This is a genomic window from Streptomyces sp. NPDC001920, from assembly GCF_053594495.1.
In genome coordinates this window covers 279,600-301,716 of the sequence record NZ_JBSFEP010000006.1, presented here as the reverse complement: position 1 = coordinate 301,716, position 22,117 = coordinate 279,600, and the positions used below count along the sequence as shown (strand labels likewise).

Here is a 22,117-nt window from a genome sequence, read left to right as displayed (position 1 = left end):
TCACGTCCCCTTCACATCGGTGCACGTTGCGATACCGGTCCTGTATCGGGTTACGGGCTTGGCCAGGTCACACAAGATGAGCCGGGTACGGTATGCCCGGACGGACCACCGCCACACCCACAAGGGTGAGGGCGGGACCGACGGAGAGGGCTGGTAGGTAGCTATGGAAGAGCCGCGTCGCCTCGGCGGCCGGTACGAACTGGGCCAGGTGCTCGGTCGTGGTGGCATGGCGGAGGTATACCTCGCGCATGACACCCGTCTCGGCCGCACCGTGGCGGTGAAGACGCTGCGCGCGGACCTCGCGCGCGACCCGTCCTTCCAGGCCCGGTTCCGCCGGGAGGCCCAGTCGGCCGCCTCGCTCAACCATCCCGCGATCGTCGCGGTCTACGACACGGGCGAGGACTACATCGACAACGTGTCGATCCCGTACATCGTCATGGAGTACGTAGACGGCTCCACGCTCCGCGAGCTGCTCCACTCCGGCCGCAAGCTGCTGCCGGAGCGCGCCATGGAGATGACGATCGGCATCCTCCAGGGCCTGGAGTACGCCCACCGCAGCGGCATCGTCCACCGCGACATCAAGCCGGCCAACGTCATGCTGACGCGCAACGGCCAGGTCAAGGTGATGGACTTCGGCATCGCCCGCGCCATGGGCGACTCCGGCATGACGATGACCCAGACCGCCGCCGTCATCGGCACCGCCCAGTACCTCTCGCCGGAGCAGGCCAAGGGCGAGCAGGTCGACGCCCGGTCCGACCTCTACTCCACCGGCTGCCTGCTCTACGAGCTGCTGACCGTCCGCCCGCCCTTCGTGGGCGACTCCCCGGTCGCGGTCGCCTACCAGCACGTCCGCGAGGAGGCGCAGGCCCCGTCGGTCTTCGACCCCGAGATCACGCCCGAGATGGACGCGATCGTGCTGAAGGCCCTGGTCAAGGACCCCAACTACCGCTACCAGTCGGCCGACGAGATGCGCGCCGACATCGAGGCCTGCCTCGACGGCCAGCCCGTCGCCGCCACGGCCGCGATGGGCTCGGTGGGCTACGGCGGCTACCCCGACGACCAGCCGACCACGGCCCTGCGCGCCCAGGACGCCGGCGCCACGTCGATGCTGCCGCCCATGAACCCGGATGACGGCGGCTACGGCTACGACGAGCGCATGGACCGACGCCGCCAGAAGAAGTCCAACACGTCGACGATCCTGCTGGTCGTCGCCGCGGTGCTGGTCCTGGTCGGCGCGATCCTGATCGGCAAGTGGATCTTCGACGGCAAGAGCGCGAGCAACACCCAGGTGGCGGTGCCCAACCTCGTCGGCGAGAGCGAGAAGACCGCCAGAGGACTGCTCACCAACAGCGACCTCAAGATGGGCACGATCACTCCCAAGGAGTGTGAGAACCAGCCCAAGGGCAAGATCTGCGACCAGGACCCCGACGCCGGCCTCAAGGTCGACAAGGAGTCCTCGGTGAACATCGTGGTCTCGACCGGCGCGCCGAAGGTCTCGGTGCCCAGCGTCATCGGCCTGAAGCTGGACGAGGCCAAGAAGACACTCGAAGACGACGCTTACCAGTTCGAGGTCAAGACGAAGAAGCGGGAAACCTCCTCGGACGAGGCGAACACCGTCCTCGACCAGGATCCCAAGCGTGCCGAAGAGGTCGAGAAGGGCTCCACGATCACCCTCACCATCGCCGTGGAGGAGGAGAAGTCCACCGTCCCGGACGTTCTAGGCAAGTCCTGTGACGAGGCGAAGGCCCAGATGACGGCCAACGAACTGGTCGGCAACTGCACCGAAGTGGAGACCCAGGACCCGAACCAGGTCGGCAAGGTCATCGCGACCTCACCGGAAGCGGGAACCCCTGCCAACAAGAACTCCTCGGTGAACATCCAGATCGGCAAGGCGGCCCCGCAGAAGACCCGGGTGCCGACCGTCGTCGGTCAGACGGTGGGCCAGGCCAAGCAGATCCTGCAGCAGAGCGGCTTCACGAACATCCAGTTCGCGGGCGGCAGTGACTCCAGCGACAACGCCCTCGTCGCCGACCAGGACCCCAAGGGCAACCAGCAGGTCGACGATCCTGCCAACACGCAGATCACTCTGACCACTGTGAGCTTCGGCGGAGACAACGGCGGCAACAACGGCGGCGGTGACAACGGCGGCGGTGGCATCTTCGGCGGCGTGACAGGAACGTCCGCCCGCACGGAGGACTGACCGCGCACTCGCTCCCAGGCCCCGGCACCCGATGAGGTGCCGGGGCCTACGCGTTCGCCGGAACGCCGTCCACCACGACGAGCTGGAACCGTGGCGCGCAGGAGCACACCCCGAAGCACCGCAATCAAAAGGCCCGAAGTCGCAAGAAGAGTTGCGACTTCGGGCCTTCGTCACGTCAGGCGACAGAGCTACCCGACGCCTCTGTCAGCCACCGCGTCGGCCGCGCAGTTCATCCGGCGGCGTCCGCTCCTCGTCCACCTTCTCCACGCGCTCGAGCTCCCCCCACACCACGTACCGGTACCGGCTCGTGTACACCGGCGTGCACGTCGTCAACGTGATGTAGTGGCCCGCCTTCGTCTTCCCCGACTCCTTCGGGATCTTGGACAGCACCTTCACGTTGTACTTCGAGGTCTCGGGAAGGATGGCGTAAGCCTTGTAGACGTACCACTTGTCCTTCGTCTCGAAGACGATCGGGTCGCCCTTGTCGATCTTGTGGATGTTGTGGAACTCGGCGCCGTGCCCGTCGCGATGGGCGGCGAGAGAGAAGTTGCCCTTCTTGCCCGACGTCGGCAGGGTCGCCTTCACCGGATCGGTGTAGTAGCCGGCCACACCGTCGTTGAGGATCTTCGCCGTCGTGCCCTTCTCGATCAGGATCTCGTCGTCGCCCATCGCGGGCACATGAAGGAAACCGATGCCGTCCTTGGAGTCGAACGCGACCGGGCCCCCTGAGCCGTCGTCCTCGTGAGCCCAGACATCACGCACCTTGTCGGCCTGCTTGTCCGCCGCACGATCGGCCAGGACGTTCGTCCACCACAGGGAGTAGGCGACGAACAGGCCCAGCACCAGGCCCGCTGTGATGAGGAGTTCGCCGAAGACGCTGATCGCCATCGCGACCCGGCCCATGCGACGACGTGCCGGAGGACGCCGTGACGCAGGGGCAGCCGTGTGCCGTTCCGTGCCGTCTGTGGTCGCTGCCACTTTTCATCTGCCCTTAAATGACGAGCGCATCCGGCTTGCCCTTGCTGCGCGGCCGTTCCTCGACCATCTTGCCCCAGACGATCATCCGGTACTTGCTGGTGAACTCCGGCGTACAGGTGGTGAGCGTGATGTAACGCCCCGGCTTGGTGAAACCCGCGTCCCGGGGAACCGGATCCAACACACTCACGTTGCTCGGCGACGTCACCGGCAGGATCGACGCCATCTTGTACACGAAGTACTTGTCCTGCGTCTCCACGACGATCGCATCGCCCTGCGTCAGCCGGTTGATGTAGCGGAAGGGTTCACCATGCGTGTTCCGATGCCCGGCGAGCCCGAAGTTGCCGGTCTTGGCATCGGGCATCGCCGTCTTCAGCTTGCCCTCGCCGTAATGACCGACCATTCCCCGGTCGAGCACCTTCTTGTTGCTGATGCCCTCCGCGATCGGCACGACCACGTCCAGCTTCGGGATGTGCAGAAGCGCGAAACCCTGCCCGGGCTCGAAGCTCCCGGGGGCACGCTTACCGCTCGCCCAGTCCTCCTGAAGGCTGCTCGCCTCCTTGTCCGCCTGCGCATGCGCCCGCACGTTCGTCCACCACAGCTGATAGCTCACGAACAGCAGCATCAGCACACCGGTCGTGATGAACGCCTCACCGATCGCCCTGCTCGCCAGCACCGCCGGACTGGGCTTGCGCGCCCGCGCCTGCCGACGCGCCTCCACACGCGACAGCGGAACCCCGGACGCCGCCGAACCCGCCTCAGCGGCCTCCGACGCCTGCCGACCGCCTCCACCGCGCCCATGGCGCCGCTTGGCGGCCTTCCTCCGGGCCGCACGGCCACCGGTGGGGGTTCCCGTGGGCGGCCGGCCCGATGAGGCCGCAGAAGCCGATATGGACGCCCCGGCCGGCGGATCCGGTATCCGCAACGCCACCGTCTCGTCATCGGCAGGAGGCATGTACGGCTCCCCGTACCCCTCCTGCATCACAGGCGACCCCCCGGCACCGTAGTCCTCGCCGCCGTAACCCTCGGCGCCCCGAGGGCCGTACCCCTCACCCTCGTACCAGTCCCCGCGCGCACCCGACCCCTCGTACGGCTGCCCGTACGAGGTGCCCTGGTCGCCGACGCCACCGTAGGAATCCGACACGGACTCCCCGTACGCGGCACCGGACTCACGCTCGGGGCGCAGCGCGGTCACGCCGTAGCCCTGCCCACCACCGGAGCGAGCCCCGCCGACCTCGCCACCGCACCCTGGTCACCGCATTCCACCAACCAGTTCGCCAGCATCCGGTGCCCGTGCTCGGTCAGCACGGACTCAGGGTGGAACTGAACGCCTTCCACAGGGAGTTCACGGTGCCGCAGGCCCATGACGATGCCGTCCTGCGTGCGCGCCGTCACCTCCAGCTCAGCCGGCACGGTCTCCGGCTCCGCGGCGAGGGAGTGATAGCGAGTCGCGGTGAACGGAGTCGGCAATCCGGCGAAAACTCCCTTGCCCCCATGCTCGACGAGCGAAGTCTTGCCGTGCAGCAGCTCCGGCGCGCGGTCCACCACCCCGCCGTACGCCACCTGCATCGACTGCATCCCCAGACACACGCCGAACACAGGCACCCCGGTCGACGCACAGTGACGCACCATCTCGATGCAGACCCCGGCCTCCTCCGGCGTACCCGGCCCCGGCGACAGCAGTACCCCGTCGAAGCCGTCCTGGGCGTGCGCCGTCGACACCTCGTCGTTGCGCACCACCTCGCACTCCGCACCCAGTTGGTACAGGTACTGGACCAGGTTGAAGACGAAGCTGTCGTAGTTGTCCACGACGAGAATGCGCGCACTCACTGGTCGTCCACCGTCACATCGTTGAAGGGCAGCAGCGGCTCGGCCCACGGGAAGACGTAGTTGAACAGCACGTAGACCACGGCCACGATCAGAGCGAGCGAGATCAGCGCCCTCACCCACGCATTCCCCGGCAGATGCCGCCAGATCCAGCCGTACATGCCGTCCCTTCCGTCGCACCACGGCACCAGACTCACGCCGTACAGCCAACAGACTAACGGCGCAACGCCTCCGGTTTCCCGGCCTCCACAGGCTGTGTGGAGTCCAGATGGGCCCACACGATCAGCCGGTGACTGTGGCCCCACTCCGGATCACACGTGGTCAGGGTCAGATATCGGCCCTCACGTGTGTACCCCGACTTACGCGGCACAGGGTCGATCACCTCAATGTCGGCAGGCACTGTTTTGTAGGGGCCTTTGTCGATCCGATAGGTGAACCAGGTCGTCCCATCCGTCAGCACCACCGCGTCACCGGCTCGCAGCCTCGGGAAGTCCTTGAACGGATCGCCGTACGTACGGCGGTGACCGGCAACCGCGAAATTGCCCCTCTGCCCGAGCTGAGCCGTGCGCGCGTAGTGCCCGAGGCCCTTCTTGAGCGTGCTCTCGGCCGTACCTTCGAGAACCGGCTTGTTCCACGTGAAACCAAGACGCGGGATGTACATGATCGCAAAGGGCTCGTCCGCGACATACGGGGCGGGCCTCGCAGGACTCGGCTCGGACCCCTCAACAGAACCGGTTTCACGCCCCGGCGGCGCGACCGACGGCCGCACGTCCCCCCGCGCCCACCGCTCCTGTAACCGGTCGATCTGGTCGTCCATGACACTGTCGGCCTTCACACCCGTCCAGAAGAGCACATAGACGACGAAAAGCACGATCACGGTGCCGACGGTGATGCACAGTTCGCTGACGGTCCTGACGACGACCCGCACCGGCAGCTCCAGAGAGGCTCACTCCACAGGCTTGGCGTACTGCAGATCCACTGTGCCCGAGTAACCCGGCAGCGTCACCGTCCCGTCCTCGGTCACTTTCCATCCGAGACCGTAGACATTGACGTAGACCATGTAGTTCTGGATCGACGGCGACGCCGCCAGCGCCTTCTGCAACCTCTCGGGATCACCCACCGCCGTGATCTTGTACGGCGGTGAATAGACGCGCCCCTGAAGAATCAACGTGTTGCCCACACAACGCACCGCACTGGTCGAGATCAACCGCTGATCCATGACCTTGATGCCCTTGGCCCCGCCCTGCCACAGCGCGTTCACCACCGCCTGCAGATCCTGCTGGTGAATGACCAGGTAGTCGGGCTGCGGCTCCGGATAACCGGGCAACTTGGCCGTCGCGTCCGGCGGGGCGTCGTTCAACGTGACGGAGACCGCCTCGCCCGTCACCTTCTGCGTACCGGCCCGCTTCTCCAACACGGCCAGCTTGTCGTCCTCGGCCTTGGTACTTCCGTCGTCACGCTCCGCCAGCGCCTCGACCTCGTCCCGCAATGCCGCATTGGACTCATCGAGCTCGCCGTTCTCATGGCTGCGCTCATGGATCAGGTCCGAAAGCTTCAGCAGCGAGGCGTCCGTACGGATATCGGTGCCCTTGGCCGTATTGAAGCTGGTGAAGAAAATGAGCCCCGCGAGAGCGAAGACGGCCGCGGTCAGCACCCGCACCGGCCGGAACCGGCCACGGACGGGACTGGATCCCGTCCCGGGGGAGTCGGCAGAATTGCTCAACGTACCCTTATCTCCTTCAACGCCACGGAAGCACTACGCTAACGGACGCCCGGGGGAGCAATCAGAGTCCCCTTGTACGCTGCCCCGGAGCCAGCCCCAGTTCCCTGCGCGGCCACGCAGCGCATCGACAGGAGAGACCCTCGTGCCGAAGTCACGTATCCGCAAGAAGGCCGACTACACGCCGCCGCCGTCGAAGCAGGCGACCGCCATCAAACTGAACAGCCGCACATGGGTCGCCCCCGTGATGCTGGCCATGTTCGTCATCGGCCTGGCATGGATCGTCGTCTTCTACGTCACCGATGGTTCCCTGCCCATCGACGCGCTCGGCAACTGGAACATCGTCGTGGGCTTCGGCTTCATCGCCGCCGGATTCGGTGTCTCCACGCAGTGGAAGTAGCCCTCGACCAGCCCTCGAAGCGGTCGCCCCGACCGGCGGCGACTTCGGGGTGAACTTAGCTCTGCCCTGGGCTATCCACTGAGTTATCCACAGCCGTTTTCCACAGTGTTGAAAAAGAAAGACGATCTGTGGATAACCCATCGGGCGTTGACGCCGGTGTGACGGAACGACCGGCCGACACCCTGTCTCGAAAACCTGTTCGCCCCCTGCCTGACCTGCGGAAACACTGGTCAGTGACAGGGGGCACAGTTGTTCGCGCGCGATGTGCACACGATCCGCCACACGCTGTGGACAACCGGGTACGTCAGGTGAGCTGAGCCGTCCTGAGCAGGGTCAGAAGGACTACGGCGACCAGTACGAGAGCGCTGGTGCCGTACTGCACGAGGGCGCGGTGCCGGCGCGGCGCGTGGACCATCGCGTACCCCGTGATGACACCTGCGACGAGGCCGCCGATGTGGGCCTGCCAGGAGATGTTGAAGCCTGGGCTGAAGGTCAGGATCAGATTGATCGCCAGCAGGGCGATGATCGGCCGCATGTCCTGGTTGAGTCGTCGCATCAGGACGGCGGTGGCGCCGAACAGACCGAAGACGGCGCCGCTGGCGCCGAGCGTTGCGGTGGCCGGTGAGGTCAGGAGGTAGGCGAGGGTGCTGCCCGCGAGTCCCGAGACGAGGTAGACGGTGAGGTAGCGGGCGCGGCCGAGGGCTGCTTCGAGGGGGCCGCCGAGCCACCAGAGGCTGAGCATGTTGAAGGCGATGTGCCAGATGGCCTCGTGGGTGAATACGGAGGTCACCAGGCGGTACCACTCGCCTCCGGCGATGCCCTGGGTGGGGGTGAAGGGCGCGGGTGGCCAGGCGCCGAGGAGGACGAGGTCGTTCAGCAGCGAGGTGCTGGTCTGGACGGCGATGAAGACGGCGACGTTGATCCCGATGAGGATCTTGGTGATCAGATGAGGGTCGGCGGTGACGGTGCCGCCGGCGATGGTCCGGGGGTGGGCTGCGTCGGGGGCGTGTCCGGTCCCGGAGCCGCTGCGGACGCAGTCGGGGCATTGGAAGCCGACGGATGCGCTGACCATGCATTCGGGGCAGATCGGGCGTTCGCAGCGGGTGCAGCGGATGCCGGTCTCGCGGTCCGGGTGGCGGTAGCAGACGGGCAGGCTCTGGGCGTCCTGCGGGCTGCCTGCCGGCTGGTCCATGAGGTCCCCTCGGTTGTCGTACGCGGTGCGTGTGGAAATGCACCACCCCGCTCATCCTTACGGACGAGCGGGGCGTTTGGTTCCCTGTGAGGGGTGCCGGACCAGCCCTTGTGGGTTGTGCCTAGCCTTCGCGGGTCTCGACGACGACCGACTCGATGACGACGTCGTTGAGAGGCCGGTCGGTGCGGGGGTTGGTCTGGGTGGTGGCGATGGTGTCGATGACCTTCTGGCTGGCCGCGTCGGTGACCTCGCCGAAGATGGTGTGCTTGCGGTTCAGCCAGGTCGTCGGCGAGACGGTGATGAAGAACTGCGAGCCGTTGGTGCCGGGGCCGGCGTTGGCCATGGCGAGCAGGTAGGGCTTGTCGAAGGAGAGGTCCGGGTGGAACTCGTCCTGGAACTGGTAGCCCGGGCCGCCGGTGCCGTTGCCCAGGGGGTCGCCGCCCTGGATCATGAAGCCGCTGATGACCCGGTGGAAGACCGTGCCGTCGTAGAGCTTGGCCGTGGACTTCTCACCGGTGGCGGGGTTCGTCCACTCACGCTCGCCCTTGGCGAGTTCGACGAAGTTCTTGACCGTGATCGGCGCGTGGTTCGGGAGGAGCCGGACCTCGATGTCGCCGTGGTTGGTCTTCAGGGTGGCGTAGAGCTGCTCAGCCACGATCTGCCTTCCGTTGTCTTCCTGTGACCCCCTGATCCTCGCATGGAAGGCGGCGTACGTCGCCCGGCACCCGTTTACCGGGCCGCAACCGTGCAGATCGTTTACGGAAAACCGGTCGAGTAGTCCCGTGACGGGAGCGCGATGCGGCGAACCGTGGCATTGTCGACGACAAGCCCGTGTTGCCCCGCATTGATCCTTTTATCGCAGTCGATCAAGTTCCATCGGCACCCATATGCCTGCCCGCACATGCCGCGGGGCGTTCTTGCAGGCATGATCCGTAAAAGGGTGGAAAGTCGAAATACCGTACGCCACCGAGGAGGAGGATCCCGTGACCCGCATCGACAGCGTGCGCGCCGCGACCGGCTCGGCGAAGGACAGCGTGCTGCACGCCGCGGAAGTGGTGGCGCCCTACGCCGACACCGCCAAGGACAGGGCCGCGCACTATGCACAGGAGGCACGCGTACGGCTCGCGCCAGTGGTGACACAGGCCACCGAGCAGGCCCGTGCGCAGGCGCGTATGCAGTACGGCACGTATGTCGCACCGCGTCTGGAGCAGGCCCGTGCGCATGTGCCGCCGAAGGTCGACCAGGCCGCTCATGAGGCCGCTGCACGCACCCGCAAGGCTGCCCGGCAGGCCGCCGTCTACTCCCGGCCGAAGATCGAGCAGGCGGTTGCCGCGGCTGGGCCTGTCAGGGACGAGGCCGCCGCGCGTGGTGCTGCGGCGTTGGCCGCGCTGCGCGGTCAGGTCTCGTCGAAGGAGATTCAGAAGCTGGTCCGCAAGCATCAGCGGCGCGCGAAGGCGGGTCGTGCCGTGAAGGGGCTGGCGGTGTTCGGAGCCCTCGCGGGCGCTGCTTTTGCTGCTTGGAAGTGGTGGGACAAGCAGGCCAACCCGGACTGGTTGGTCGAACCGCCTGCTGCGACCGAGGTGCCGGAGTCGACGCGGCTGGCGTCGGTGGACGGTAGCCAGTCGGCTCTGGATCCGGAGGTTCAGGCGAAGGAGGCTGAGGAGGAGGCTGCCCGGCGCGACGAGGGCCAGTGATGTGACGGCCGGTGCAGGTCGTACGTCGAACTGGGCCGTGGGGCGGGAGACTTGAGGTCTCCCGCCCCACGGCGATGTTTCACGTGGAACATCGGCCTTTGTCCGTCAGAGGTTTTCGGCCTGGGGCTCGCAGGCGCCTTCGGGTGGGTCGTCGATCGTGTGGTGGGCCGGGACGCGGGTGCGCTGGCGTGACGGCAGAGGACTGGGCCGGTGACCGGCTCGCGGGGTTTTCGGTGGGGTGGGTGCGGCGAGGGCTCGTATCCGGTCGGTGAAGTCGGGGTCGGGCAGGGGGAGGTCCAGGTCGTCGTCGACGTAGGCGACTGCGGCGGGGACGTAGTGCAGGACGGCGTTGACGGACTCGGGGACGGGTGAGCTGTCGGGTTTGAGGGCGCGGAGCACGCGGAGGGTGGTGCTGATCTCGTCGTCGGGTTCGGGAGTGGGGTCGTCGGTGCGGATGGTGGTGTCGATGAGAACGGTGCCGTCGTTATGGGGGGTGTCGTCGGTGGGTCGGACACTGCGGGTGTAGCGGGCGTGTTGGGTTTGCCACCAGTCGGCGACGCCGTGCTCGCCGAGGGCTCGGTGGTGGAGGTAGAGGCAGTAGTTGGCCGCGGAGTCGCCGGCACCTGCGGCGTACTGCCACCAGAAGCGGGCTGATTCCTCTCGGGCACAGAGTTGGAGCATGCAGCCGAGGACGCGGGCGCCTGGGGGTTCGGGGAGGGCTCGGGCGAGGAATTCTTCGAGGTCGGTGAGGGCGTCGGTGTGGGTGATGACCGTTTCGCAGAGGGTTTGCAGGTCATCGGCGGCGGAGCGTTCGTCGGGGGGTGGGGTTGGGCTCGGTGGGGTCGGGGGGGCTTGTCGACGGGGGGTGCGGGTCGAGGCGGGGCCTGAGGTGGCGGGGGTGCCGGGGAGGACGGCGGCTCGGACGGACAGCCGTACGGCCGCGGCGTCTATGGCTGCCTGGGGGTAGGGCCGGCGGTGGAGGCGGGCCCGGGCGAGCAGGTCGTCAATGGGCGATGTCATCGGCTTTTCCTTCCTCGGCGTGTCCGTCTTCGGCCTGTCGGTCCTCGTTGGTGTGGGGGGTGTCGTCGTCGGGGTGGGGGTCTGTGAGGTTCTTCCTGACGCCGTAGGCGTGCTGGAGGCGACGTTTGGCGTGTCGGATCGTGGAGCGCACGCCGGCCGGGGTGATGCCGAGGGCGGCCGCTATTTCGACCGCGCTGTAGTCGAGCCCGAAGTGCAGGAGGGCGACGTCCATCTGACGTGGCGGCAGTTGGCCGATCTCCGCGTAGAGGTTGAGGCTCTCCTCGAGCTGGCTGATGGGGTCTACGGCTTGGGCCAGTGCCACGGTCTCGAAGGCTTCGCCTATGAGTGCCGGGCGGCGGTCGCGGGTCCGGGAGTGGTCGATGGTGCTGTTCTTGAGCACGCGCCAGGCGTACGCGGCGGGGTTCTCCTTGGACAGCACGGTGGTCCACGCCTTGAGCAGTTGCTCGAAGGCGGCGTCGACCGCTTCCTCGGCATCGTGCCAGTTGCCCAGGCGGGACTTGGCCCAGTTGACGTAGAGCGGCCGGTACATCTGGTGGAAGGCCTCGAAGTCCGGCGGCAGTTTTTTCATGCGCGGTGCGCGGGATGCTTGGCTCGGCAGGTCCTGGCTCACGCCTGCCCCTCGTGGTGTGCGTCCTTGGCGGTCTCGGGGAGGTCGCGTCGCATTTCGCTGATGCCCGCGCGTACGCCGGCTGCGGCCAGTCGGCGCAGCAGTACGACCGTGTCCCGGCCGAAGACCCGAAGGGCGAGGGCTGCCAGGATCACCTCGCCGGCAATGTCCATGGTCACTGTGCTGGTGTGCCTTCCTGATGTCAGGCGAGGCCTCTCAGCACCCCCGGCGGCCTCGGGACGGCGCCTGTCTACGCCCTCCGCCCACGATGACGTTTGCAACGGGCTGTGTGTGCAAGTCCCGCACAGACTTTCTTAACGGAGCGCATCCTTCTGATTACCCGATTGCGTTTACGCCAGTTCACACAAGGGCTGTACACGGGGGCGGGCCACCCTGGCGCCACGTCGGTCACCTGCGCAAGCCGTTCGCACCCGTCCCGCGCACGGGATATTTGCGCAAACGACTGCAACGGCGACATCTCGCGCCACGTGACGCACGTCACTCAACAGGGGCCTCATCGGCCACCGCGACATACGAGAACCGGCCAGATGCCTCGGGGGCGTCTGACCGGTTCGAAATGTGGAGCCTAGGGGAGTCGAACCCCTGACATCTGCCATGCAAAGACAGCGCTCTACCAACTGAGCTAAGGCCCCGGAAAGGGAACGTCCGACCGGAAGAACCACAATCCGTCGGGCGCCGCAGACAAGAGTACCGGGTCGGCCCCCGTATCTCGCAAAAAGATTGGGGGTCCCGATGAACGACCACTCTCCGTAAGATGCTCGGCGTGGTTCGCTACAGCGAACCGCGGTTTTAGGGGAAGCGATGGGGAGACGCAATGGACGCCGCACAGCAGGAAGCCACCGCAAGAGCGCGGGAACTGCAGCGGAACTGGTACGGGGAGCCGCTGGGGGCGCTCTTCCGTAAGCTCATCGACGATCTTGGTCTCAACCAGGCTCGTCTCGCGGGGGTACTGGGGCTGTCCGCACCGATGCTGTCGCAGCTGATGAGCGGCCAGCGCGCGAAGATCGGTAATCCCGCCGTGGTCCAGCGGGTGCAGCTGCTGCAGGACCTGGCGGGGCAGGTCGCGGACGGCAGCGTGAGTGCGGCCGAGGCCACCGAGCGCATGGAGGAGATCAAGAAGTCGCAGGGGGGTTCGGTGCTCAGCAACACCACGCAGACGACGAGCAGTTCGGGGGCGCCCACGGTCAAGCGGGTGGTCCGCGAGATCCAGTCGCTGCTGCGCTCGGTGGCGGCAGCGGGGGACATACTCGACGCCGCGGACAGCCTCGCGCCCAGCCACCCGGAACTGGCAGAGTTCCTCCGGGTGTACGGCGCCGGTCGCACCTCCGACGCGGTCGCGCACTACCAGTCGCACCAGAACTGACCCTCCGGGCGCTTGCGCCCGAGGCGGTTCGGCAGCCGGCCTTCGGGCCATGCCCGTGAGCGGCACGAGGGGGTCGTGCGGTTCATCGGCAGGGTCACCGGAGGTCCGGCCGTTCGCGGGGGATGCACGACGGGGGCGTGTGTCCCCCGGGCAGGGCGGAAGCAGGCGTCGGCACGGAGGTGTCGGCCTGGACCGGGCCCGTGAGGGCACTGAGGGCTACGAGGGGGAGTCGTATCGCTCGTCGAGGGGGAAGCAAGGGGGTAGCCGAAGGGGGAGGAGAGACGCACAGCCATGGGTGAGGTCTTCGCCGCCCGCTACGAACTGGTCGATCCGATCGGACGAGGAGGCGTCGGCGCCGTCTGGCGCGCCTGGGACCACCGCCGTCGGCGGTATGTGGCCGCCAAGGTGCTCCAGCAGAGCGATGCGCACTCGCTGCTGCGGTTCGTCCGTGAGCAGGCTCTGCGGATCGATCATCCCCATGTGCTCGCGCCGGCCAGCTGGGCCGCCGACGACGACAAGGTCCTGTTCACCATGGACCTTGTCTCCGGCGGTTCGCTGGTCCATCTCATCGGGGACTACGGTCCCTTGCCGCCCTCCTTCGTCTGCACACTCCTCGACCAGCTCCTCGCGGGGCTGGCCGCGGTGCACGCCGAGGGCGTCGTCCACCGTGACATCAAACCCGCCAACGTCCTCCTCGAAGCCACGGGCACCGCGCGCCCACGCCTGCGGCTGTCCGACTTCGGCATCGCCATGCGGCTGGGCGAGCCCCGCCTGACCGAGACCAACCTCGTGGTGGGCACGCCCGGTTATCTCGCCCCCGAGCAGCTGATGGGCGCGGAACCGGACTTCCCGGCCGACCTGTTCGCCGTGGGGCTGGTCGCGCTGTATCTGCTGGAGGGGGCCAAGCCGGACACCAAGGCACTCGTCCAGTACTTCACCACGCACGGAACTCCTGGTGCGCCCAAGGGCATTCCGGAACCGCTGTGGCAGGTGGTGGCCTCGCTTCTGCAGCCGGAGCCACACGCGCGTTTCCGTACGGCCACGGGTGCGCGCAAGGCCCTCGCCTCGGCCGCCGAGTTGTTGCCGGAACCGGGTCCGGACGACGAGGTGATCGAGATATTCGACCAACTCGGGCCGCTGCCGCAGGGGTTCGGGCCTGACGGGCCGCTCAAGCCGACGCCCGGGGCGACAGGGGCCGCAGGCGGCGTCCGGCAGGCGGGCACGGGCGGCTCGGAGGCAGGAACCGCCGGATCCGCGGCGGGGCGCACAGGGGCTGGGCCAGGGGGCATGGGCTCTGACGCGGGTGGTGCGGGCTCCGGATCGGGGGCCGCGGGGCATGAGGGTGCAGGACATGCGTCGGGGCGCGCACGTTCCGGATGGGCCGGGGACGGCTCCGAAGGCGTCGCAGACGGATCCGTACCTGCGGGTGCAGGGCCCGTACCGCCCGGTACCGGGGCCGGCTCCGCCTCCGGATCCGGCTCCGTGCCGAGCGATCCGCGCCGAGGACCGACCGGTTCGATGCCGGCGTCGGACGTCACACCTTCCGGGCCCGCATCCGACCCGCAGCCGCCCCGGTACGGACCTCAGCCACTCTCCCCCCACCAGCCACCCACCGCCCACGAGCCCTCCGCCTCTTCGCGCCCCGGCGACGACGGCGGGTTCTTCCCCATGTCGGACACCGGCAGCTTCCCCCTCCCGCCGCCTCAGGCCACCGGCTCCACCCCTCAGGCGCACACGCCCCCTGCCCACCCGGTACAGGCACCCGGGCAGTCGTCGAACGCACGCGGCCCGAGACAGCCGGGTCATGCGTACGCAGAGGCACAGGCACGCCAGGACGCACAGCAGTACCCCGCTCACGTCTCCCCCTACGACACCACGCACGTCCTGTCCTCCCCCCAGCAGTTCGGGCCGCGCCATCCGGCTGAGCCCTCGACGCCGACGCCACACCAGCGCGTCGATGCCTCTACTGCTTCGTACACCGCTGAGAGCCCGCAGGTTCCATCTCCGGCACCACCGATCGCGCAGCCACGCCGGCGCGGTGGCGGTCACCGTGCCCCACGCCGCGCGAGCAGCAGCCACGTCACGCGCCGGCCCGGCCCACCCGCCAAGGTGGCGGTTCCCCTTCTGCTGCTGGCGCTGGCCTGCTACGCCGTGGGTTTCTGGGCCCTGGCCCGGATCTGAGCAGACCAAGACCCGCCGGGCCGCGAGCTCCCGAATCACGGGCATCTCCGCCCCGCGAGGACGCGAGGGTCACGAGGGCGCCCGCGGTCCGGACGCCAATCGGCAAACCGGCCCTCCGAGCCCAGGCCCTCAGCCCCAGCCTCCGGCTCTACCGGACCCCACCCTCCGCCGGGCCACGACCGCCCACACCCCCAGCACCGACAGCACCGCAGTCCCCGCTCCGATGCCGCTCACCGCGAGCACGGTCATCGTGGTGTCGCCGTCCTCGCCACCGCCGCCGACCCCGAGGCCGCCCCTTCCTTCCGCGGCAGCCTCTTCCTCGCCCGCGGCCACCTCGAAGACCCCTGCGGGCTTCGACTCCCCCGCGTAGCCGGGCCCTGCCAGCTCCTCGCCGTCCACGCGCACGCGCAGCCTCAGTTCGAACGGCCCGTCGCCGTGCTTCTCGGCCACGTCGTCGGCCAGGTGCACCACGAGGTAGTAGGAGCCGGCGAAGCGCATGCCCTGATACCGGGCCGGGACGGCGAACCGGTTCTCGTAGGCGACCGGCGGCAACGGGGGGAGCGCCACGGCCGTCTGCCTACCGTCGTAGCTGGTGCTCTTGTCGTCGACGATGCCCCGTGCGGGGTTGTAGAGGGACAGGCCGAGAGCTCCCACGACGGAGCTGTCGCCGCTGTTCGAGCTGCCCAGTTCGGCGGTGGCGGACAGCTGCCGTCCCCAGTCGAGGGGGACCTTGTAGAAGAGCGTCCGGCCCGGCTGGATGTCGGAGGTCCACACGCCGTGGCCGACGGATGCCGCCGAGGCGAAGCCCGCGCCTCCCTCGCGGCGCACACCGTCGCCGGTGACGGGTGTGGGAGAGGCGGAGTTCCACGCTTCGGGGGCGCTCGGCACGGCGGTCCGTCGCGGGGGCGGCTCCGCGGTCACGAAGAGTTCCAGGCCCCAAGCGTCCGAAGCGGCAGCCGCCGTACCGACTCGTTCGACGATGACGTGGTAGGTGCCCGCACTCCTGCACAGGGTCCGGTCGGCGGAGATCTCGCGTCCGCCCCAGGCCGTGATCGGCCGCGGGCTGCGGACGACCCCGAAGGTCTGCCTGTCGAGGGAGCAGGAACGGCCGTCGGGGTTCTCCACGGTCACCTTGATGCCGTCGCCCGCCTGGACGGTGCTGCCGGGGGCGGGGATCGCCGTCACGGAGACGTAGGTGTCCGAGGTGGCGTCGAGGTCGAGTCTGTAGGCGATCGGCGCGTCGGTCGGCGGCAGGGAACTCCTGTACGTCGCGCCCGGTTCGAGCTGTGCGGCGGCCGCGGTGTCGGTCGTGCCTTGCACGGACCTGGCATCCGGTGCGAAGGCATAAGGGCCGGGGGTTCCCGCCGCCCGCGCGGACGGGCCGGACAGGGCGATCGTCGTCCACACGAGCAGAGCCACCACGACGGCCCCTCGCACGCCTGAGCCCCTGCGCCCGCCTGCCACCTCAGCGCATACCGTGTGGTGAGCGCGCCGCGCCGCCCGCCAGCGGCGACCCCGTGCCGTACGCCGCCGCCCCATCACGCGCCGCCCCCTTTTCCTTCGGACCATGGCCGTCGCCCATCCTGCCCAGCGCGGCCCTGCCTCACCCGCACAATCCGTACGACCGTCCGAAACGCCCGGCTCTAGGTCCTCCGGTCCTGTCCCGCAACTCGAATCCACGACACGGCGTCGCGGGCAGGCGCCCCGAAGCACACAAAACCCCGACCGCAGGGCGGCCGGGGTCTGTTTCAGATTGCGTTGTCGTGGCTCACGAACCCGTGGGCACGGAGTCAGTCGCCTCCGTCCACAGATCCTGCTCGGCGCGATCCGCCTGGATCTGGCGGTACACGAGGAGCCCGCCGATGGCGGCCAGTGCGACCAGGAGAAGCTTCTTCACCGCGCGACCTCGTCTTTCCTTGACGTAGGGGACCTCTGGCGCCCGACTATACACACCGACCGATATCGATCGGTGACCTGCGTCGAGGCTCAACTTCCGTCCGGAACAGCGCAGTAGAAGCGGAGGCCACCGCTCCGATCGGAGGGTGATCACACCCCGACAGACGGTGACTTTGCTCCCTTTCCTCCCGCGTCCCGCACTTTCCTCGACTTTTCAGGCTCCTTGCACCCATCCGAGTGGTGTTGATCTGAAGATCGACGCGCCACGGGCGTCGGTACATGATTTCTCGGCCCCCATACACATCATGAGGAAAGTACGCAAATCGCCCAACCCGAAAGTGAGGGGCCATGGCCCGGAACAAGGTCATGAACCTGTGGACCACCATCGTCACCGCCTTCCTCGCGCTGTTCACGGCGCTCGGCTTCGTCACGACCACCTCGGCCGCGGCCGTACCGCACACCGAGACGACCCGCAAGAGCGGCAGCGACGACACCGACCGCAACACGCAGGTGACGGTTCCGGCGATGCCCCAGTGGGCCTGGTCCTACGCCAGATCCCTGCCCCCCACGATGAAGCAGCGCATCCGCGCCGAGGCACACGGCAAGACCCCCGGCTGCCGTCACCGCCCGCTCACGGACGACGAAGCCACCACGACGGCGACCTCGGCGGCCGGCGAGTGCGTCTCAGCCGCCGCCCCAGGGCAGCCGCTCGTCCCGCACCAGCGCTGAACCCGACGGCTCACGCCGAGCCGTCACCCTTACCCCTTGTTGCGCCTACCGCGCCGTTATCCAGAACGCACTGTCACAGCGAGCTTGCGTACAGGCACCGCTCGGTACGACACCGCACAGCAGGACACCGCACAGCAGAACACGGGTCGGCAGAACACCGGCCGGCAGAACACCGCTCATGCGCAGTACGCCTCATGCACAGCAGTACGTACGAAGACGGCCCGCGCGACACCTCACCCCTCTCCGCCCCCCTCTCCGACGATGTGCCGGAGATAGGACCACGGATCGTCGAGGTAACGCCGCCAGTGGTCCACGAGCTCCAGGTCCCGCCAAGCCGCGGGACGCATTCCGTGGTCGCCCACCTCGATGATCTCGGCGCCCGGCAGCGCCGTCAGTACAGGTGAGTGCGTGGCGCAGATGATCTGCGCACCGGAACGCCCCAGTTCGTGCAGCACACCGACCAGTTGAAGGCAGGAAGCGAAGGACAACGCGGCCTCGGGCTCGTCCAGGACGTACAGCCCAGGCTCCTGGAACCGCTCACGGAAGGCCATCAGAAAGCCTTCGCCGTGGCTCATCTCGTCCACGGCCCCCGACAGCCTTCCCGTCTGCTGCTCCCGGCCCAGCGCGTCCAGCGCGGTCTCCGCCCGCAGGAAGAAACCTCTGCGGCGCGTACGAGGCCCGCGCAGCATGCGGCGGCCGGCCGGCGTCGCCTCGAAGCGTATCCGCCCGCCCAGCGCCGACGGCGCACGCCAACTGGCGTACCGGTAGCCCGCGGACCCGCCCCAGGAGTCCAGCCCGAAGCCTTCCGCGAGCGCCTCGACGAGGGTCGACTTGCCCGAGCCGTTCTCCCCCACCAGGAACGTGACCGGCGTGCGGAACTTCAGGCCGTCCTCCAGCAGCTGCCGTACACAGGGCACCGACCACGGCCACTGGCCGCCTTCCTCCAGTTCACCGTCGGCCACATGCGCGTACGCCCTTTCGACGATCATGCCGCCAGGCTCTCACCCGGCACTGACAATCAAGCTCGCCCCGGGTTGATCGGGCCTCGCGGGGTCGGCAGGGCTTCCCCCGGTGATGTCGAAGCCCCCCGGCCGGGATCGGCCGAGGGGCTCATCGCGACGGGCCGCGCCCGTCAGCCGACCGGACGGGCCATGGCCCGGGTCTCGCTGTACGGCGAGTAGTTCCCGGCGGCGTCGTAGCTGCGGGCCCGGTACTGGTAGAAGTTCCCGTCAGCGGGCACCGCGTCGCAGACGCTGGCCGTGGCGGGGTCGAGGCGCGGGTCGAAGCCCTGGTGCAGGACGACCGACCAGGTCTCCGTCCCCGCCTGACGACGCTCGATCTCGAAGCCGATGAAGTCACGGATCGGAGCCGGCGTGCTGTCGGAGACGGTCGCGCGGATGCCGCTCGAGCACGAGCCCACGGTCAGGTCGGGGGCGTAGCCAGGGGCAATGCCGTCGGGGATGTCGAGCCAGAGCTCGTTGGTGGCGCCGGCGTCGAGCCAGGCCGGGTTGTAGGTGGTGGTGCCGCCGTCGTTGGTGACGAGGACGCGGTAGTGACGGGTCTCGCCGTCGGCGGTGACGGGACCGGTGGTCCAGGTGTTGCCCTTGGTGGTGCCGAGCGGGACCCAGACGTAGGAGCCTTCCACCTTGTCGTTGCTCAGCACCGTGTAGTGGTCGAAGTGGGGCTCGGTGTTGAGGGGCCAGTTCAAGGTGACCTTGCCGGTCGCCTTGTCGTAGGTGCCGGTCAGGGAGGTGACGACCGGCAGTGGACGGACGATGGTGTCCGTGCTGCCCGACGAGGTGTTGCCGGCCTTGTCCTTGGCGCGGACCTCGTAGTAGTAGGGCGTGCGGTCGTCGGGGTTCACCAGGGGGTCGGTGTGGCTGCGGGCGGTGGTCGTGGTGACCTTCGTCCAGGTGCTGGAGCCGACGGGCCGCCGGTAGAGGGAGTAACTCGCCAGGTCCATCTCCTTGTTGGCGGACCAGGAGACGGTCGTCTTGCGGGTGGTGGTGCTGTAGGCGGTCTTCACACCGGTGGGGGCCAGCGGCTTCGTCTTGTCGTACGTGGCCGACGTCCGGGGCGTGTACGTGTACTTGACCTTGGCGGCGCCGGACCAGTTCACGTAGTCGACGCGCAGGGTGTGCTTGCCGGAGGGGACGGTGAGGTTGACGCTCTTGGAGCGGGCGGTGTCACCGGTGCCCTGCCACAGGTCGATCTTGCGGACACCGTCCAGGTAGACGCGGACGCCGTCGGTGGCGGAGGCGGTGAACGTGAAGGGGCCACCGGAGCCGAAGTCGCGGGTCACCGACCAACGGACACCGAAGTTGTTCGTCGGCACTCCGGAGACCGGGCTGCCCGACCAGTACTGGTCGACCGCACTGTCGCAGTCGGTCCTCACCGGGGTGCCGGAGAACGAGGTGTTGCTGTAGAACGTCCGCTTGTAGACGTTGGTCGTGCAGGTGACGTCGGCGGCAGCCGCCTGCGGGGCGGCGGCCAGCAGGCTGCCGAGGACGACGGCGGACAGGGCGCCACCGGTCAGGGCGGCGACGAGACTCTTCTGGCGCACGGGGGCCTTTCGCGCTGTGCGGGAGGACGTACAGCCTGGAGACTCGCGACGTGCGGCGAAGGTTGCACGAAGATCACCGGTCTCCGCACGGGCGTCGCGGCTCATGAAGGGCACCGGCAGACGGCGGTGTCCCGGGCGCCGTACCTGTCCGCGGCCGTCGGGTGTCGCGCACTGGTGCCAGCTCCTGCTCTCAGCCCTCGCGGGCGCCCCTGACCAGGCCTGCCGGCCGCTAAGGCGTGATCCAGTTCGCCCAGCCGAAGGTGAACTTGTACGCGGCGCGCACCGCGCCCCACCCTCGCCTGCCCGACAGAAGCGCCACAGCCATGGCCACGATGAACAGGGCAGAGAAGCCTCCCGCGATCAGGGCACCTGCCGCGGGCGACCAGAGCACGCCTACGACCACGCTCACCAACGCAGCGAGCGCCGCGCCCACGTGTGCAATGGGGAGTTCCACGCGAAACAGTTCTCGTATCGCCGAGCGCGACGCCCGCAGGTCCGCGTTGTAGCGGTCCCTCGCCGCATCAGGATCGGCCATCGGCCCTTCAGGCCATTGCTGGTCCACCAGTGCCCTCCCCGTCCCCGCCCTGCCCATCCCGTCCGCAGTCGACCCGCACACCGTGGAGCGGGCGCGGTGCGCGGCCCCGGCCATTGATGTCAACCGGAGATGGAAAAAACCCCCGGTCCAAGTGAACCAGGGGTCTTTTCGCTGGTGGGGCTAACAGGATTTGAACCTGTGGCCTCATCCTTATCAGGGATGCGCTCTAACCAACTGAGCTATAGCCCCGCCGCGCTCTGCGGTGTGTGTCCCGCGCGCTGACTCCTGAAGATTAGCGCACGACATGGGCAGTCCCAAAATCGGTTGTCGGGGCACCGTCAGGCGAGGCCGTGCTCAGCGGCGGGCGGCCGCCTCACTCGTCCTCCGCGAGCGTCAGCTCGACGCCGCCGACGAAACCGGCGGAGAGGTTGTAGATGAACGCGCCGAGCGTCGCCAGCGCCGTGGCGAGGACGACGTCGATCACCGCGATGATCGACGTGAACATCAGCACGTGCGGCAGCGACAGGAAGGACTGCAGGTCGAAGCCGTTCGACTCGTTGGAGCCGGTCGCCTCGGAGATCGTGCCGCCGACCGTGGAGAAGACGCCCATCGCATCCATGACCATCCACAGGACGGCGGCCGCGACGATCGTGCAGATGCCCAGGGCGATGGAGAGCAGGAAGCTGACCTTCATCACCGACCACGGGTCGGCTTTGGCCACCCGCAGGCGCGCCTTGCGGGTGCGCGGCGTCGTACGGGCCCCGGCCCCGGTGCGCGGCATGCGCGTCCCGCTCGCCGGAGTGGCCGTCTGGTAGGCCTGCGGCGGGTGGTAGGGCCCCCCGGCGGGCTGCTGCTGGCGTTCCCCCGGCAGCGGCGACGGCGCGGAGGCCGGCTGCTGCGCCCCCGCGGGCGCGGCCTGCGGCTGGGCGCCCGCGCCGGCCGCGTACTGCTGGGTCTGCGGACCTCGGTCCGTCACGGTTCCCCCCTGGGATCCAGGTGCGTCGGACGAGGAAGAGTCCTTCGCGGGCGACTTGATCGCTTTGAGCTGGGTCGTGTGCGTGTCCGTCGCACGCGCGGCGGAGCCACGGCCGCCGCCCGTCTCCTTACCGGCCGTGGGACCGGTCGAGGTACCGGACGATCCGGCGCCCGTGGCTCCGCTCACGATGACTCACT

At 68.4% G+C, this 22,117-nt stretch carries 23 protein-coding genes and 2 tRNA genes; 6 read left to right on the top strand and 19 right to left on the bottom strand.

Going from position 1 to position 22,117, the window contains the following annotated elements:
- The first annotated feature begins 163 nt into the window (after positions 1 to 163).
- Positions 164 to 2,200 carry a Stk1 family PASTA domain-containing Ser/Thr kinase gene (pknB, locus tag ACWCPI_RS12895; RefSeq protein WP_451038140.1) on the top strand — a complete coding sequence of 679 codons (2,037 nt, stop codon included), beginning with the start codon at positions 164 to 166 and terminating at the stop codon, positions 2,198 to 2,200.
- A gap of 204 nt (positions 2,201 to 2,404) precedes the next feature.
- Here the strand turns inward: pknB and ACWCPI_RS12890 are convergent, their stop codons facing one another.
- From ACWCPI_RS12890 to ACWCPI_RS12865, 6 genes are read right to left on the bottom strand one after another with little or no spacing between them, the layout of a single operon-like run.
- On the bottom strand, positions 2,405 to 3,178 hold the full coding sequence (locus ACWCPI_RS12890; protein WP_451038139.1) for a class E sortase: 774 nt from the start codon (positions 3,176 to 3,178) through the stop codon (positions 2,405 to 2,407).
- Between the two features lie 13 nt (positions 3,179 to 3,191).
- Positions 3,192 to 4,370: a class E sortase gene (locus ACWCPI_RS12885; RefSeq protein WP_451038138.1), complete on the bottom strand. Its 1,179-nt coding sequence runs from the start codon at positions 4,368 to 4,370 to the stop codon at positions 3,192 to 3,194.
- The gene (locus ACWCPI_RS12880) at positions 4,367 to 5,005 is read right to left on the bottom strand and encodes an aminodeoxychorismate/anthranilate synthase component II (RefSeq protein ID WP_451038137.1); all 639 of its coding nucleotides are present in this window, start codon (positions 5,003 to 5,005) and stop codon (positions 4,367 to 4,369) included. The genes ACWCPI_RS12885 and ACWCPI_RS12880 overlap by 4 nt, the downstream gene beginning before the upstream one ends.
- Complete coding sequence (locus tag ACWCPI_RS12875) at positions 5,002 to 5,199, bottom strand: hypothetical protein (RefSeq protein WP_451038226.1); 198 nt, start codon at positions 5,197 to 5,199, stop codon at positions 5,002 to 5,004. Before ACWCPI_RS12875 ends, ACWCPI_RS12880 begins: the two co-directional genes overlap by 4 nt.
- A 17-nt stretch (positions 5,200 to 5,216) precedes the next feature.
- The gene (locus ACWCPI_RS12870; RefSeq protein WP_451038136.1) at positions 5,217 to 5,930 is read right to left on the bottom strand and encodes a class E sortase; all 714 of its coding nucleotides are present in this window, start codon (positions 5,928 to 5,930) and stop codon (positions 5,217 to 5,219) included.
- 18 nt (positions 5,931 to 5,948) lie between these two features.
- Complete coding sequence (locus tag ACWCPI_RS12865) at positions 5,949 to 6,725, bottom strand: DUF881 domain-containing protein (protein WP_451038135.1); 777 nt, start codon at positions 6,723 to 6,725, stop codon at positions 5,949 to 5,951.
- Positions 6,726 to 6,867: 142 nt separating this feature from the next.
- Here ACWCPI_RS12865 and crgA point away from each other — a divergent pair, with 142 nt between their 5' ends.
- Positions 6,868 to 7,122 (top strand): cell division protein CrgA, encoded by a 255-nt coding sequence (gene crgA / locus ACWCPI_RS12860; protein ID WP_019756195.1) that lies wholly within the window; start codon positions 6,868 to 6,870, stop codon positions 7,120 to 7,122.
- A gap of 304 nt (positions 7,123 to 7,426) precedes the next feature.
- On the opposite strand, the gene ACWCPI_RS12855 is transcribed toward crgA, so the two are convergent.
- The gene (locus ACWCPI_RS12855; protein ID WP_451038134.1) at positions 7,427 to 8,314 is read right to left on the bottom strand and encodes a rhomboid family intramembrane serine protease; all 888 of its coding nucleotides are present in this window, start codon (positions 8,312 to 8,314) and stop codon (positions 7,427 to 7,429) included.
- Positions 8,315 to 8,435: 121 nt separating this feature from the next.
- Entirely contained in the window at positions 8,436 to 8,969 is a 534-nt protein-coding gene (locus ACWCPI_RS12850; protein WP_388803470.1) for a peptidylprolyl isomerase, read from the bottom strand.
- A 328-nt stretch (positions 8,970 to 9,297) separates the two neighbouring features.
- Here ACWCPI_RS12850 and ACWCPI_RS12845 point away from each other — a divergent pair, with 328 nt between their 5' ends.
- Positions 9,298 to 10,008, top strand: a complete 711-nt coding sequence (locus ACWCPI_RS12845) for a DUF5324 family protein (RefSeq protein WP_451038133.1) — start codon at positions 9,298 to 9,300, stop codon at positions 10,006 to 10,008.
- Positions 10,009 to 10,113: 105 nt separating this feature from the next.
- Here ACWCPI_RS12845 and ACWCPI_RS12840 read toward each other — a convergent pair whose 3' ends face one another.
- From ACWCPI_RS12840 to ACWCPI_RS12825, 4 genes are all read right to left on the bottom strand, one after another.
- Positions 10,114 to 11,028, bottom strand: a complete 915-nt coding sequence (locus tag ACWCPI_RS12840) for a hypothetical protein (RefSeq protein ID WP_451038132.1) — start codon at positions 11,026 to 11,028, stop codon at positions 10,114 to 10,116.
- Positions 11,012 to 11,617: an RNA polymerase sigma factor gene (locus tag ACWCPI_RS12835; protein WP_451038131.1), complete on the bottom strand. Its 606-nt coding sequence runs from the start codon at positions 11,615 to 11,617 to the stop codon at positions 11,012 to 11,014. Before ACWCPI_RS12835 ends, ACWCPI_RS12840 begins: the two co-directional genes overlap by 17 nt.
- A gap of 38 nt (positions 11,618 to 11,655) precedes the next feature.
- Positions 11,656 to 11,829, bottom strand: coding sequence for a hypothetical protein (locus ACWCPI_RS12830; protein ID WP_388803457.1), 174 nt, complete (start codon positions 11,827 to 11,829; stop codon positions 11,656 to 11,658).
- A 407-nt stretch (positions 11,830 to 12,236) separates the two neighbouring features.
- Positions 12,237 to 12,309: transfer RNA gene (locus ACWCPI_RS12825), tRNA-Ala, on the bottom strand.
- Between the two features lie 182 nt (positions 12,310 to 12,491).
- Between ACWCPI_RS12825 and ACWCPI_RS12820 the strand changes: the two genes are divergently transcribed.
- Both ACWCPI_RS12820 and ACWCPI_RS12815 read left to right on the top strand, forming a co-directional pair.
- Positions 12,492 to 13,040 carry a helix-turn-helix domain-containing protein gene (locus ACWCPI_RS12820; protein WP_019753195.1) on the top strand — a complete coding sequence of 183 codons (549 nt, stop codon included), beginning with the start codon at positions 12,492 to 12,494 and terminating at the stop codon, positions 13,038 to 13,040.
- Positions 13,041 to 13,331: 291 nt separating this feature from the next.
- Positions 13,332 to 15,221: a protein kinase domain-containing protein gene (locus tag ACWCPI_RS12815; RefSeq protein WP_451038130.1), complete on the top strand. Its 1,890-nt coding sequence runs from the start codon at positions 13,332 to 13,334 to the stop codon at positions 15,219 to 15,221.
- A gap of 129 nt (positions 15,222 to 15,350) precedes the next feature.
- Here the strand turns inward: ACWCPI_RS12815 and ACWCPI_RS12810 are convergent, their stop codons facing one another.
- Positions 15,351 to 16,643, bottom strand: a complete 1,293-nt coding sequence (locus tag ACWCPI_RS12810) for a hypothetical protein (RefSeq protein ID WP_451038129.1) — start codon at positions 16,641 to 16,643, stop codon at positions 15,351 to 15,353.
- Between the two features lie 346 nt (positions 16,644 to 16,989).
- Positions 16,990 to 17,118: a DLW-39 family protein gene (locus ACWCPI_RS12805; protein ID WP_003999697.1), complete on the bottom strand. Its 129-nt coding sequence runs from the start codon at positions 17,116 to 17,118 to the stop codon at positions 16,990 to 16,992.
- 347 nt (positions 17,119 to 17,465) lie between these two features.
- On the opposite strand from ACWCPI_RS12805, the gene ACWCPI_RS12800 reads away from it, so the two are divergent.
- Positions 17,466 to 17,846: a DUF6344 domain-containing protein gene (locus ACWCPI_RS12800; RefSeq protein ID WP_388803447.1), complete on the top strand. Its 381-nt coding sequence runs from the start codon at positions 17,466 to 17,468 to the stop codon at positions 17,844 to 17,846.
- Positions 17,847 to 18,079: 233 nt separating this feature from the next.
- Here ACWCPI_RS12800 and ACWCPI_RS12795 read toward each other — a convergent pair whose 3' ends face one another.
- The 5 genes from ACWCPI_RS12795 to ACWCPI_RS12775 all read right to left on the bottom strand — a co-directional run bounded on the left by ACWCPI_RS12795 (position 18,080) and on the right by ACWCPI_RS12775 (position 22,106).
- Positions 18,080 to 18,835, bottom strand: a complete 756-nt coding sequence (locus tag ACWCPI_RS12795) for an AAA family ATPase (protein WP_451038128.1) — start codon at positions 18,833 to 18,835, stop codon at positions 18,080 to 18,082.
- Positions 18,836 to 18,978: 143 nt separating this feature from the next.
- Positions 18,979 to 20,409, bottom strand: coding sequence for a PA14 domain-containing protein (locus ACWCPI_RS12790; protein WP_451038127.1), 1,431 nt, complete (start codon positions 20,407 to 20,409; stop codon positions 18,979 to 18,981).
- A gap of 229 nt (positions 20,410 to 20,638) precedes the next feature.
- On the bottom strand, positions 20,639 to 20,971 hold the full coding sequence (locus ACWCPI_RS12785) for a hypothetical protein (protein WP_451038126.1): 333 nt from the start codon (positions 20,969 to 20,971) through the stop codon (positions 20,639 to 20,641).
- A 145-nt stretch (positions 20,972 to 21,116) separates the two neighbouring features.
- Positions 21,117 to 21,193: transfer RNA gene (locus ACWCPI_RS12780), tRNA-Ile, on the bottom strand.
- A 124-nt stretch (positions 21,194 to 21,317) separates the two neighbouring features.
- Positions 21,318 to 22,106 carry a DUF3566 domain-containing protein gene (locus ACWCPI_RS12775; RefSeq protein WP_451038125.1) on the bottom strand — a complete coding sequence of 263 codons (789 nt, stop codon included), beginning with the start codon at positions 22,104 to 22,106 and terminating at the stop codon, positions 21,318 to 21,320.
- Positions 22,107 to 22,117: the final 11 nt, after the last annotated feature.

What these genes read in the sequence shown, in the direction of transcription:
- pknB (WP_451038140.1), top strand. Translation starts at nt 164, where the DNA reads ATGGAAGAGCCGCGTCGCCTCGGCGGCCGGTACGAACTGGGCCAGGTG.
- ACWCPI_RS12855 (WP_451038134.1), bottom strand. Translation starts at nt 8,314, where the DNA reads ATGGACCAGCCGGCAGGCAGCCCGCAGGACGCCCAGAGCCTGCCCGTC.
- ACWCPI_RS12840 (WP_451038132.1), bottom strand. Translation starts at nt 11,028, where the DNA reads ATGACATCGCCCATTGACGACCTGCTCGCCCGGGCCCGCCTCCACCGC.
- ACWCPI_RS12835 (WP_451038131.1), bottom strand. Translation starts at nt 11,617, where the DNA reads ATGAAAAAACTGCCGCCGGACTTCGAGGCCTTCCACCAGATGTACCGG.
- ACWCPI_RS12830 (WP_388803457.1), bottom strand. Translation starts at nt 11,829, where the DNA reads ATGGACATTGCCGGCGAGGTGATCCTGGCAGCCCTCGCCCTTCGGGTC.
- ACWCPI_RS12820 (WP_019753195.1), top strand. Translation starts at nt 12,492, where the DNA reads ATGGACGCCGCACAGCAGGAAGCCACCGCAAGAGCGCGGGAACTGCAG.
- ACWCPI_RS12815 (WP_451038130.1), top strand. Translation starts at nt 13,332, where the DNA reads ATGGGTGAGGTCTTCGCCGCCCGCTACGAACTGGTCGATCCGATCGGA.
- ACWCPI_RS12800 (WP_388803447.1), top strand. Translation starts at nt 17,466, where the DNA reads ATGGCCCGGAACAAGGTCATGAACCTGTGGACCACCATCGTCACCGCC.
- ACWCPI_RS12795 (WP_451038128.1), bottom strand. Translation starts at nt 18,835, where the DNA reads ATGATCGTCGAAAGGGCGTACGCGCATGTGGCCGACGGTGAACTGGAG.